The sequence below is a fragment of the Winogradskyella sp. 266wxhm genome, assembly GCF_058964685.1.
Genome location: NZ_CM179559.1, coordinates 3,878,767 through 3,891,753, shown reverse-complemented (window position 1 = coordinate 3,891,753; position 12,987 = coordinate 3,878,767). Strand labels below are relative to the sequence as shown.

Below are 12,987 nucleotides of genomic sequence, written 5' to 3'. Positions count from 1 at the left end.
TAACGAAAGCACAACAATGTCTATTATTCAGTGTGATCTATGTTTTATTTGTATAAAATGTAAACTTAACCAAGCTGGTTTCTTGCAAGGAATGGTCTTTTGGACGATTCCACACAAATCATATCCAAGCAGTTGTTCTTTAGTATAACTAACCTTTACCAATGATAAAATTCTTTAGAAAAATAAGACAGAAACTCCTCTCTGAAAATAAATTCAGTAAATATCTGATTTATGCTGTTGGTGAAATCATACTTGTAGTTATTGGAATATTGATAGCGCTACAAATCAATAATAAAAATCAAGAAAGAATAAATAGGAATTATGAGTTGACTATGCTCAGGGAGATTAAGGATGCTTTAGATAAAGATATATATAATATGGAGGGAGGGCTTAATGCTCTTGAAGATTTAAAACGAAGCGTAATTAAATTGACAACTATTCGTAATGAACCTACATACTCTCACGATTCGCTAGTTTACCATTTTACCAAGGTAAGAGAAGGTGGTATAGCTATGGTGATAAATTATAGTCCATATGAGTCTATAAAATCTACGGGATTAGATAAAATTTCTAATTCTGAACTCAGAAACAGCATTACAAATTTATACGAGGTAAAATTAAAAGCAGTCGAATTTTGGGTCAATGAATTTATAAGAAGACAACTTTATAAAAAGCATGATTTGGTTTCTAAAATTTTTGAAAAAGAGGTTATCCCTGATACTTCAGATGGTATAAAAGTAAACTATAAGGTTAATTATGAGTTAATACATGATAGTGAAGACTTCAATGAATTTTTAGTTCTTTCAGGCGGTTATATACCTGTTGCCAATAAAAACATCAATTATGCAATAAAGGAAATGAAATCTCAAGTAAAAAAAATTGAATTTGAGCTAAAAAAATAACATTTCATATAAATGTTTTAATTCGCAGCAGCTTAGATTATAAGAAAGCTTAAAACAAGCTTGCTAACTTTTGCTATTGATGAAATAATTGAGCAGATGATTCCGCAATGAAATAAATTCTAGGTCGTTATGGTATTACAAAAAAAAACAATCAATGAGAAAAAATAGAATAATAATTGCAATTGTTGGATTTTTAATAGTTTCTTGTCAATCGAAAATATCTACATCAAATTCAGAATCTAAATATTTCACAGATTCAATCTACAGTAATTTTCTGAATGAATACCGTAAACATAACGTTTACTTGCCAAAAGACTTTGATAGCACAAAAAGATATCCCATTATATACTCAACGGATGGTAACGAAATAAAGAAGAATAGTTTTTATCAAAAAACATTAGACTCCTTAATCGAAAGGAACATCATTAAACCAACTATTTTAATTAAAAGCTATTCAAACCAGAAAATTGCAGACAGTAGTGGTACATTGGGAAACGGAGATAAAATGTATTTAGCATATAGATATTTTGAATACCTAAATCAGTATTCTGAAGGTTATAATAATTCTAAAATTGCTAACAGGTTTAAAAACCATATGCAATACTTTAACGACGAATTGATATCCTCGGTAGAAAGTAAATTAAACCAAAAACTAACTAAAGAAGATAGATATTTTTATGGAGTTTCAAATGGTGCTGGCTTTGGACTACATTTATTAAATAGTCATCCAGAGAGTATAGGGACTTACCTTTGTTTTTCAACATTTGGTGGAGATATTCAAACAAACTCTTGGAAAAGCAACGTTGATTATCCTAAACTGTACTTAGAATATGGAAGTGAGGAACCATTTTTTCTTAAACAAGATGCTGAGTTTTTGAAAACAAAATATGAAGAACTGAATTTAATATCTGAAATTAATGAGTTTGATGGTGGGCACGATTATAAAAAATGGAATGAAAAATTTATTCAAATCATCAGTAATGAATTGTCAGTGAAATAAAACACAGTTTATAATGATTTACAGCCTAAATTTACTTATATGATTTATACTATAAAAGGATAAGTTTGGAAATATAAACTGATCTGTAACTAGTTTTTTATTTTTTAGATGAGCTAATTATACTATTATTCTAAATAGTTAGATCACCTCAATTTTCTGTTGGTATTACTGCTTACAAACATTTCATTTTTTTCTTCAGAAATGATTTCTATAAATCGCTCATAGTGTTTCAGAACATCTGATATGAGTTCGTTCTTTGTAAAGAGTAGTACATTATATCCTTTACGATCATCGCCAAAATAAGACTTAGGAAAAAAGGTCTGATTATCATCAATATCCTGTAAATTTTCCTCGTTCAATAGATATTCGGATACTATTTTAGATTCGTTCTTTACACCATAGATAAAATTATTTACAATATCGTACTTTATCTCGATTTCAACTTTTTGAGGATCGCTATACTGATTAATTCTAGCATCTATTCCGTTCTTTTCAAATTCCTTTTGTAACTCTATAAACGCTTCCTTAGCAGTGGTATTGATGTATTGGTTTGTTGTTTTTTTATCCTTTAAGGAGTTGATTCTACCTAATCGCTCTTTCCAAGACTGGCCAGACCAAGGTACAGTAGTTAACGAAAAATCACGTTCGTAATAATTCTTGTCGATAGAAAGTGCCTTAACCAAACTCACAATAAAAAGCAGCATAATAATTGAAAATGGCAATGCGGTTATCAAGGTCATACTTTGAAGAGCGTTTAATCCACCTGCATTTAATAACATTAAAGCCAAACAAGCAAGTAAAATTCCCCAACCCACAGTTTGCCATTTAGGAGAGATACGAGCATTTTTTGTGGCAATGCTGTTCATTACAAACATGCCAGAGTCGGCAGAAGTAACAAAGAAAATAATAATGATAGCTATGGTTAAAAAACTAGTAATCTTGGTTAAGGGTAAGTATTCTAGAAAGCGAAACATTAGCGCATCAGGGTTTGAAGCCAGAAGGCTTAATGCTCCATCAGCAACATTCATATCAAACCATATGGCACTGTTCCCGAAGACTGTCATCCAAATAAAATTGAATACTGTAGGTAGAATGAGAACAGCAGCTATGAATTCTCTTATGGTTCTTCCTTTAGATATTTTCGCAATGAAGAGTCCTACGTAAGGCGACCATGAAATCCACCATGCCCAGTATAAGATTGTCCAATCATAAAACCAAGGTTGCATGTTTTCTTCATGAACATGGGTGTTGAAAGTTAGGGTGAAAAAATTGTTGATATAATTCCCAATACCTTCGGTAAAGCTACCAATAAGATAAACAGTTGGGCCTAAAAATAAAACGAATAGCAAAAGTACAATAACGCTAATGATGTTGATACTACTCAAAATTCTTACTCCTTTATCTACACCACTTACAGCAGAAATTATGGAAAGTGAAATTAGCACTACAACAATAATTACTTGGTAAGTAAAACTACTTCCAGGAACGACGTTGAGTGTTTCTAATCCTGAGTTAATCTGAACAACTCCAAACCCTAAGGTTGTTGTAATACCAAAAAATGTACTGCAAAGCGCAAACACATCTATAATATTTCCCCATTTTCCTTTGATTTTATCTTTTAACAAAGGGTAAAAACAACTTCGTAGTGATAATGGTAATCGGTAACGATAAGCGAAATAAGATAAGGCTAAACCAACAATACCATAAATAGCCCAAGCATGTATGCCCCAATGAAAAAAGGTAAAGAGTTGAGCGTCTTTAGCTTTCTGAACAGTAGTATTTGCAGAAAAAACTTCATTAGAATAATGTTGCATAGGTTCGGCTACACTAAAGTACATCAGCCCAATACCCATACCTGCTGCAAAAAGCATAGAAATCCATGAAAAGAAAGAGTAATCGGGTTTACTGTTGTTTCTGCCCAACCTAATATTTCCAAATTTACTGAACATAAGATAAAAAAGGAAGAGTATGAAAATAGTCACTGACCATACATAGACGTAGTTCAGGTTGATGAAAATAAAATCCTTAACTGTATTGAGTAAGTTCTCGGTAAGTTTTGGATAAATTGCCGAGAGTAAACAAATGATTACAATAAAAATAAGACTAGGCACAGTAACACCTTTACTGAGTGTGACTCTGATTTTCATTTTATTTTTCATTTCGTATTTTAATGATTAGGTTTTCTAAAACCACAACGTAAGTTGTCTTGAAGAATTAGCACTTTTAAATAGTGAATCCAAGTTCTGCTAATAACTCTAATTATAGTAAAACAAGGATTTTTGGATAGAAAAAATGTTGGTACAACATGTAATGGATATAGCTAAGATTCTTTTTCATATCCAATTAAAGAATCTACTATTTTAATAATAGCCTATGGTTGCAAATTTAACAAAAATAAAGGAATTGAAGTAACCAACATTAACTAGATACCAACTAAAATGATTGTATAAAGCTACGGTTTTGGTTTCTAGTACAATCTGACACTTAATAAATAACCCATAATTATTTCGATAATATCAGTAGAATATAAATATTCTTATTATGTCTTCAAAAGTGTAGTACAAGTTGTATACAGCAATGTATTTGAGTAATTTTGTGTTTGAAAAATTATGAAAGAACAGACACCTCCAGCCGATTCAGCTCAAAAAACAATAGATCAGGAAATTAAGCAATCTGTTTCTGATTCGGCTGATGTAGCTAAGTCTCACGGAGAAATTTTACGCGAACAGCTTATTGAAGGTATGGAAACTTTTGATGCTCATAGACGAAGCGTATTCATTTCTTCGTTTACTGCTGGTATGGAAATAGGGTTTAGTTATTTGTTGATGGGTACTATTTTTAGTTTTTTTAGTAATGATTTTTCTAATGATGCATTGTTTAAGCTTATCAGTCTGGCTTATCCTTTAGGTTTTATCTTAGTGGTATTTGGTCAGTCAGTATTGTTTACAGAACAGACTTCCTTGTTATCTCTACCAGTTTTTAATAAAAAACGTTCGGTTAAAAGTTTGTTGGGATTATGGGGAATAGTTATAGCAGGTAATTTAATCGGTGGCTATATCATTTCTTTAGTTTTTTTATGGATTTGTCCTAAACTGGGTTTATTTGAGTACGATACTGTATCTATTGTTGCTAATCATGTGATTAGTTTTTCTCCATTAGTTATTTTGGTAAGTGCAATTTTGGCAGGATGGTTAATGGGATTGTTGTCTTGGCTAGTAACCTCATCTAGGGATACTATTACCCGTTTTGTAATTATTTTTATGATTACCGCTACGATGTCATTTACAGGACTACATCATAGTATTATAGGAAGTATAGAAGTATTTTCAGGAATGATCACTAGTGCAGATATAGGTTTTGTGGACTACTTAACATTTCAAGTGCTAGCATTAATAGGAAATGCTATAGGAGGAGTTGTGTTCGTTGCACTTTTTAAATATAGAGCTTTTGTTACCAATGTAGATTTATATTCAGATTAGATTATGTATGATCTTAATTTCGTGAATTTAAAGAGGTATTTCTGAATACTCAATTTCCCCTTTGATATTTTATGAGAAAACAAGAATTATCAAAAAAGCCCCAAGGACTTCTCAGGGCTTTTTTAATTATAGAAAGATTTTACTTCTTATTCGTTCTTTAAATCTGAGAGTTCAAAAGTAAGATATTGCATTACACGTTCTACAGTTGTGGCATCAGAAGTTTCATTTTCAGTGTGGAAAGAGGAGTAAAGCACACCACCATTTCCATGAAGGAATGTGTATGCTAAATACTTGTTTTCGGTTATGCCGTTATAAGTTATTGGTCCATTTAACCAAGGCAAAACTGTAGTTTCATCATAACTATCAACAACTTGCCAGCTAGGTAAAAATTCATCAATAGTTACTGTGTTATTTTCTATGGTAATATTATAATTTAGTGTTAACCAATCTAGCAAATCCGTATTAAAGACTTCGGCTTCAGTGCTTAGTGACTCTCCGCTTTTGTAAGGATTATAGAAGCTCAGGTACTGATTACCGTCAGCAGTAATATCATTAAGATATTCATAAGCCCAGTCTGTAGCATATAATAAACCGCCATCAGCGACATATTGTGTAAGATTATTACTAGAAGCCAATTTACTATTATCTAGTCCGCAGTTTAAGAAAATGATATCATAATTACTCAATAAGGTTGGAGAATCAATAAGATCACCAAAATCAAAATCTACATTTGGTTCTAATTGAGGGTTAAAGTTTCTACCCATTAAAGATTGATGTCTACTATTATGGGCATCTCCAATTGGTCTATCAAAAGGTCCACTACCATCTATGATGTCAAATAAAGGTTCTTGTGTTATAGGGTTTACTAAACCTATATTGTATAATACATCTTCAATATGATCGTAAGAGCCTGTTACTACGGCAATATTAGGAAAACTTGTAAATTCAATATTATCTAAAGTGATGTCAAAAACATCATTAGTTTCATCTAATATTACGTTTTGTGTAGTTGTAAAAAGTCCTTTAGCAATAGTTAATTCGTATTCGCCAGATTCAATACCAGACAGGGTGAAATTACCTTCACTATCTGTATCTGTTTCTTTTACAATAGTACTATTGCTGTATAGCTTAACCGATGCCTTAGATATGGCATCGTTACTGTTTGGAGTTACAAATTTTCCAGAGATAGAAAAGTCTCCTTCAATATTTTCTGATTTGTCTTTAGAACAGGCAAATACTAAAACTAAAGAAAGAATAAGTACGATTGATTTTTTCATAATAGTTGATTAAATTGATTATTAAGCTGTTAAATTTAACTTCTTATGTTATAAATATATAACAATTTAAAACGCATTTCTCCTACTATTGTGTTGTAAATGTTCTTTTTAGTAAGAAAATACGTGACTTTAAGTCTTGAAACTATGCTTAGAAAAAACTAACTTCGCCTATCAATCGATATAATTCATTGAATTGGAACTATATCTTAACGTTGTCGTAATTGAAAATATTAATTCTGAAAAATGAAAAATTATATATCTATTCTTGTTATTGCGTTCTTAATTATTAGTTGTAATTCAAAAATTAAAGATTCAGAGTCAAAAATTAAAATTGAGAATGGAACTGAAATTATTGAACAGAATACAATAATAGAAGAAAAAAAAACAAATTACATACCTGAAAACAAGGTCAAAGCTAATTCTAATAATGAGAAGATTTTAGGCTCTTGGATTGGATATTTCAAAGAAGACACAAAAGATAGTTATACTGAAAAAGCTATTTATGCTGACGAAGGTTTTTATTGGAATAGGGAGAATAAAATAAATATATCAATAGATAAAATCACTGACAGTTTAATAATTGGGCATAGTGTTGTTGCTGGTAACAACAGACCCTTCGCAGGGCAATTACTAAATGGGGTGTTCCACGTAAAAGAACCAGGAGATGATAAATATGATGGGGAATTTAAATTTACAATTACAGAAAATAAATTAATTGGTAAATGGACTGCTTATAAAAATATTGATATCAAGAATCGAAAATACGAGCTGATAAAAAAAGTTTTTGCATATAATCCAGATATAATGCTAGAGCAAGTAAAAGAGTATGTTGATTGGAATAATTTTACTGAAGAAAAAACTCTTGAAGAATATGAAGAAGGAGAATTTGAAGAATGGATAACAAAAGAATTTGCCACTGCTACCAAATTAATTTATACTATTAATGCGTCAAATACTTTATTGAAAAAAAATGATGTCGAAAATTTAAAAAAAGGAGACTTAACAATAATAAGAAATACAATTTACACAAGACACGGATATTCATTTAAAAATAGACCACTAAGAGTATTCTTTGATGCTCAAAGTTGGTATATTCCTGTTCATACAGATGTTAAGTCAGAATTCACCGAAATTGAAAAAGAAAATATTAAACTTCTCTTGCGTTATGAAAAGAATGCAATTGAATATTATGATTATTTTGGGAGAGGATAATGAAATTAAAATTAAATCGCTTTTTTTTCCTTAAAGCTATTTTATATGGCTCTTTAGTTTATTTCATATATCTATTAGTATTAATAACAATACAATACATTCCAATAAATTACAAAATAGCTTTTCTCAATTTAAAACAAGAGGAAATTAAATTAGCTTATTATAAATTAGCGTTTTTTAGTCACGTATATTCAAGCATAATTATTATATCTTTAGGCTTAACCCAGTTTTCTAAAACAATAAGAAATCGATTCTCTTCTATTCATAAAATTAGTGGAAAAGTATATATTCTTTTGATTTTATTAGTTGCTTCACCATCTGGATTAATAATGTCATATCACGCAAACGGAGGTTTAATTTCTCAAATATCCTTTTTAACCCTTTCAATCCTATGGTTTGTATTTACATTAAGTGCATATACAAGCATAAAAAAAAGAAGTTTTAAAAAACATAGAAACTTTATGATTAGAAGTTATGCTTTAACTTTATCTGCAATAAGTTTAAGACTATTTAAATATGGAATTGTATCGGTTTTTGAATTACCACCAATGGACACTTATAAAATTGTTTCTGTTTTAGGCTGGACAATAAACCTAGGGATAGCAGAAATTATTATACGAAAAACTACACACAAAAACATGTATAATTAATTGCAAGTTATGGCCTACTTACGAAAATCCTTGCGGATTTTCTATTCGTTTTTTATTTTCTAAATTAGTTGCTCAAACATTTAGCCAATTATACACAAAGATAAGCGCAACATGTAAAAGTCTACATTTAAAATATTGGATATTATTTGCGAAAAACTTTAAGACTTCACTAATAAATTAAGCCTCAAAAATGGTTTTACACTTAATTATTTCATACATTTAATATGACCTAATAAGGCTGTTTATCTACTAAAACTAAATACCATGAAAGATATTAGCTATATATTTTTGCTTTTGGCATTAGTAGCTGAAATTATAGGTACAATAGGTGGTTTTGGTTCTTCAGTATTTTTTGTGCCTATTGGCAACTTTTATTTCGATTTTTATTCAGTATTAGGCTTAACAGCAATTTTTCATTTGTCTAGCAATTTGAGTAAAATCTTCTTATTTAAGAAAGGCTTAGACAAAAGACTGTTGTTATACATAGGTTTACCTTCGGTAATATTTGTCATTTTAGGTGGTATTGTTTCAAAATATCTAAACACCTATTTTTTAGAAATCTTCTTGGGTGTTTTTTTGGTGGTTTTAAGCCTATTCTTTTTGATAAAAAGTAACGTCATTGTTCAGCCAAAAAACAAGAATGCTATTGTAGGTGGATCTTTATCAGGTTTTTCGGCTGGTTTATTAGGAACAGGTGGTGCAATTAGAGGTCTTACCATGGCTGCTTTTAATTTAGAAAAAAGTGCATTTATAGCCACTTCAGCTTTTATTGATTTTATGATAGACTTTTCTCGGACGTTTGTGTATTACAATAATGGCTATATACATAAACACGATTTAAAGTATGTCCCTTTTTTATTAATTATAGGTTTGGTAGGGTCATTTATAGGGAAAAAGATATTGGTTTATATCCCACAATCTAAGTTTAGAAAGTTATCCTTGTTTTTTATTCTCTTTATAGGCATTACTACTTTGGTTAAGATTTTTATGGATTATACGGAATAATATCTGTTTTATTACAAGACTAGATTAAAATACGTGACTTTACGTATTGAAAGTGAATCTACAAAGTTTAAATTTGTTGATAAAGAGATGTGTTGTATAGTACTACTTATATCTTGTTTATTTAATATTTCTTTAATTATAAAAAATGTATGTATAAACGTAAATTATTTTTAATTGTAATTGGATTTTTGTTTTCAGTTACTATAGGAGCCCAAAATAAATTTAAAATAGGAGTTAATGCTGGATTAAATTATCCAGATCACAGAGGGTATGAATATGCAAAGAATAGAAAATTTAAAATAGGCTATCTGTTAGGTGTCTCTTTCGATTATTACCTGAAGGAAGATTTATCAATAAAAGCAAATATTAATTATGAAAGAAAAAATAGGGAACGAGAACTGACATACTTCAACTATGATGCAGAAGAAGTAGGAGATGAAAGTTTTAGTGAGATTTATGAATATATAAATGTCCCACTATTATTGAAATATGAATTTGGAAAATCAAAATTCTTTATAAATGGTGGTCCATTTTTCAATTATTTATTAAATAACAAACTTGATTCTAACTATCCCAATGATAGTAATGATGAAATAACGGAACAGAAAAAAATTGATTTGGGGTTATCATTTGGTGTAGGAACAAATATTGCATTAAATGAAAGCAATGACCTAGTTGTTGAAATTAGAGATGATTTTGGAGTTATTGATATTGGTGGTGTTCCAAACCATTTAGATGGAACGGTAAAAACAAATACGATCAAACTAATTATAGGCTGGAATTTAGGCATATGATAGCTGTTGTTTTTTAGTCATTAACCTGAATTTATTTAATTATCAATCGATATATTTCATTGAAAAGGAACTATATTTTAGCCTTAGAAAATAATATAATTAATGCACAAAATAGCAGAATGGATTACACAGGAATTATTAATGAGAAGAGTTTTTAGAAAATACAAAAACAGTCTTCCTACTCAATCTGTTTCTGAAAAACCAAAAATGAATTATCACGTTTTAGCTGATGCTATTGTTTGGAATGATGAAGGAATTGAAAAATGTGATCCAGAATTGGAAAATGCATTAAGATACGCTCTTAATTATAGAACGAATTTGATTGTTGATAAGAACTTTGTAATCAAAAAGAAGAACTCGAAAAGGATTGAGAAACGAACTTTTGAATTAGCTAAAAAATATTTTCCTGATTGGATTGGATTTGAAAGAAACCGCTGTGAATACAATTCAGAATTGTCGGACAGAATTAAAAGAATTCGTAAAGTTTCTCAATGGAAAATTGAAAAACTAATGAATAGTGATGAATTTGAATAAAAAACGATTTGCTAATTTAGTTTCTTAACACGAAAATCCTAGTGGGTTTTCACACAACGACACTATACACAAACCATAAGCGCAATAAACCAAAAACCACCTAAAGCCGTTCCGTAGCTTTTTTCATAATCTCCTTAAGGCGTGTCTTTAGACTTTCGGGTTCTACGATTTCGGCATAGTCAGCAAACATAATATACCATCTGGCAAAACCGTCCTCTAAGTGAGACGACATAAACGTCATTTCTATTTGGTTACCAACTATACGTTCAGAGATAAATCCATTTTGTTTTTTACTACTACTGATATAGCGCGCTACAGTTTTGTCAACTCTAATAACCACTTTGGTTTTTTCGTGTGCTTTTGTTTTTGCTAAGTGGTCTTCAAGATTTCCGTGGATTTTGGTAAAAGGTATTTCGGTTCGTTTTATGTTCAGCATTCGGTCGGTTCTAAATTGTCTGTAATCATTCCGATAAAGACAATATCCTAAAAGATACCAAGCATTATTTTCATGAAATAAACCTACAGGTTCTATAAAGCGCTCAGAAGGTGTTTCGCTATTTAACGAATGATATTTTAAGAAAAACTGCTTGTGTTCGGTAATGCTTTCAAAAATAATTTCTAATGCATCAGGTAGATTCTTATTAAATAATTGTTGCGATGGACTTACCGTTATCTGAGATTCTAATGCTGTAATCCAATCCTTTTCACTGCCTCTTAAAACCGATTTTATCTTAAGCATGGCAGACTCATGATAATTACCTAAAGATTTATCTACATACTTCTGCATAAGCTTTTCAGCAGCTACAAAACTACTAGCTTCTTCTTTGGTAAACATTACGGGAGGTAATCGGTAGCCTTCCATTATAGAATAACCAATACCAGCCTCACTAACAATTGGGATGCCTGCTGCTTCTAAGGTTCTTACATCTCTGTAAATGGTTCTAAGGCTCACATCAAACTTATCTGCTAACTCTTGAGCTTTAACAATGCGTTTAGATTGTAGTTTTACTAGTATGGCAACAATACGATCGAATCGTTTTACGGTATCTATACTCATAATGGCACAACATATATCCCAAAGATAATCTTTAAGATGAATCTGAATTTTATTAAGGTCTTTTAGTTTCGTCATAGCACTATGTTTTTAAATGCTATTGGTTGATGGATCAAATTTAGGTTGGCATAGTGACAAGGGTTTGTCAGGAAGTTTAGGAACGTCATAACAACATAAAAGCAGAATAAAAATAATTAAAATACTACTGACATACTGCTGTCACAAGCTGCTTTTACATTTGCTGTATCATTAATTATTAAAACAGAAATTATTATGGAAACCACAGCAAAACAAACGCAACCACAGGTTGTTAGTCCAGCAGAACTTTTAGAACATTGGCAAGGTCATAGACGTGTTACGCGTCGTACTATAGAAGCTTTTCCAGAAGATGCTTTTTTTAATCATAGTATAGGAGGTATGCGTCCTTTTTATAAAATGGTTATGGAGCTTTTAGCTATTGCGGAACCAGGTTTAAGAGAAATTACAGGAGATAAACCAGAATCTTTTGACGAAGAGTTTAAGCACAAAAAAAATAAGGAGTATTTCTTAAAACTTTGGGACGATGCTACGGAAGCTATCAACACGCTTTGGGCAAAATTAAAACCAGAGCAGTTTCAAGAAAACATTACGCTATTTGGACAATACGAAGGTACGGTGTATTCACAGATCTCATATTTTATAGATAACGAAATTCACCATAGAGCACAAGGTTATGTGTACTTACGTTCTTTGGGTATTGAGCCGCCTTTATTTTATATGAGAGACTAAAACAGTAATTATGAAGGAGACATTATTAAAAACTGTATTGGTATTTAAAACTTCAATTTACAACACTGATGAAGTACAAAAGCTGAATCCATTACTTAATAAGTTAGTGGCTAAAAATGACCGTTGGAATTTTGATTTGGAAGACTGTGATAACATACTTCGAGTTGAGAGTAACACCATTACAGCCGAATCAGTTTTGGGCTTGTTGGGAATGCACGGTTTTTATTGTGAGGAACTTCATTAGTAGATGAAAATAAGTCCTGAGTTAACGCTCAGGATTTTTTATTTGAAGCTGTTTTAAAATTTAGTTTG

13 protein-coding genes are annotated in these 12,987 nt (G+C 30.6%); 10 read left to right on the top strand and 3 right to left on the bottom strand.

Translation table 11 applies throughout. The features are described 5' to 3' along the window. The first annotated feature begins 161 nt into the window (after positions 1-161). Together AC2H4K_RS17585 and AC2H4K_RS17580 are read left to right on the top strand one after the other, a co-directional pair. A complete protein-coding gene (locus AC2H4K_RS17585; protein ID WP_281140999.1) occupies positions 162-902 on the top strand; it encodes a DUF6090 family protein in 741 nt (246 codons plus the stop codon). 154 nt (positions 903-1,056) lie between these two features. Then, entirely contained in the window at positions 1,057-1,902 is an 846-nt protein-coding gene (locus tag AC2H4K_RS17580) for an alpha/beta hydrolase (RefSeq protein ID WP_281140998.1), read from the top strand. A 143-nt stretch (positions 1,903-2,045) separates the two neighbouring features. Here AC2H4K_RS17580 and AC2H4K_RS17575 read toward each other — a convergent pair whose 3' ends face one another. After that, positions 2,046-4,049, bottom strand: a complete 2,004-nt coding sequence (locus AC2H4K_RS17575) for a BCCT family transporter (RefSeq protein ID WP_281140997.1) — start codon at positions 4,047-4,049, stop codon at positions 2,046-2,048. Between the two features lie 462 nt (positions 4,050-4,511). Between AC2H4K_RS17575 and AC2H4K_RS17570 the strand changes: the two genes are divergently transcribed. Beyond that, a complete protein-coding gene (locus AC2H4K_RS17570) occupies positions 4,512-5,381 on the top strand; it encodes a formate/nitrite transporter family protein (protein WP_281140996.1) in 870 nt (289 codons plus the stop codon). Between the two features lie 146 nt (positions 5,382-5,527). On the opposite strand, the gene AC2H4K_RS17565 is transcribed toward AC2H4K_RS17570, so the two are convergent. Next, positions 5,528-6,658 carry a carboxypeptidase-like regulatory domain-containing protein gene (locus tag AC2H4K_RS17565; RefSeq protein ID WP_281140995.1) on the bottom strand — a complete coding sequence of 377 codons (1,131 nt, stop codon included), beginning with the start codon at positions 6,656-6,658 and terminating at the stop codon, positions 5,528-5,530. 243 nt (positions 6,659-6,901) lie between these two features. Here AC2H4K_RS17565 and AC2H4K_RS17560 point away from each other — a divergent pair, with 243 nt between their 5' ends. The 5 genes from AC2H4K_RS17560 (at position 6,902) to AC2H4K_RS17540 (ending at position 10,853) form a co-directional block, all read left to right on the top strand. Further along, complete coding sequence (locus tag AC2H4K_RS17560) at positions 6,902-7,870, top strand: YARHG domain-containing protein (protein WP_281140994.1); 969 nt, start codon at positions 6,902-6,904, stop codon at positions 7,868-7,870. Next, positions 7,870-8,520, top strand: coding sequence for a DUF2306 domain-containing protein (locus tag AC2H4K_RS17555; RefSeq protein WP_281140993.1), 651 nt, complete (start codon positions 7,870-7,872; stop codon positions 8,518-8,520). Before AC2H4K_RS17560 ends, AC2H4K_RS17555 begins: the two co-directional genes overlap by 1 nt. A 264-nt stretch (positions 8,521-8,784) precedes the next feature. Beyond that, positions 8,785-9,525 carry a sulfite exporter TauE/SafE family protein gene (locus tag AC2H4K_RS17550; RefSeq protein WP_281140992.1) on the top strand — a complete coding sequence of 247 codons (741 nt, stop codon included), beginning with the start codon at positions 8,785-8,787 and terminating at the stop codon, positions 9,523-9,525. Between the two features lie 149 nt (positions 9,526-9,674). Then, positions 9,675-10,319 carry a porin family protein gene (locus AC2H4K_RS17545; RefSeq protein WP_281140991.1) on the top strand — a complete coding sequence of 215 codons (645 nt, stop codon included), beginning with the start codon at positions 9,675-9,677 and terminating at the stop codon, positions 10,317-10,319. Positions 10,320-10,421: 102 nt separating this feature from the next. Next, a complete protein-coding gene (locus AC2H4K_RS17540; protein WP_281140990.1) occupies positions 10,422-10,853 on the top strand; it encodes a hypothetical protein in 432 nt (143 codons plus the stop codon). A 100-nt stretch (positions 10,854-10,953) separates the two neighbouring features. Here the strand turns inward: AC2H4K_RS17540 and AC2H4K_RS17535 are convergent, their stop codons facing one another. After that, a complete protein-coding gene (locus tag AC2H4K_RS17535; RefSeq protein WP_281141071.1) occupies positions 10,954-11,910 on the bottom strand; it encodes a helix-turn-helix transcriptional regulator in 957 nt (318 codons plus the stop codon). Positions 11,911-12,180: 270 nt separating this feature from the next. Here AC2H4K_RS17535 and AC2H4K_RS17530 point away from each other — a divergent pair, with 270 nt between their 5' ends. Further along, positions 12,181-12,675: a DinB family protein gene (locus tag AC2H4K_RS17530; protein WP_281140989.1), complete on the top strand. Its 495-nt coding sequence runs from the start codon at positions 12,181-12,183 to the stop codon at positions 12,673-12,675. Positions 12,676-12,685: 10 nt separating this feature from the next. Beyond that, complete coding sequence (locus tag AC2H4K_RS17525; protein WP_281140988.1) at positions 12,686-12,919, top strand: hypothetical protein; 234 nt, start codon at positions 12,686-12,688, stop codon at positions 12,917-12,919. The last annotated feature ends 68 nt before the right edge of the window (positions 12,920-12,987 follow it).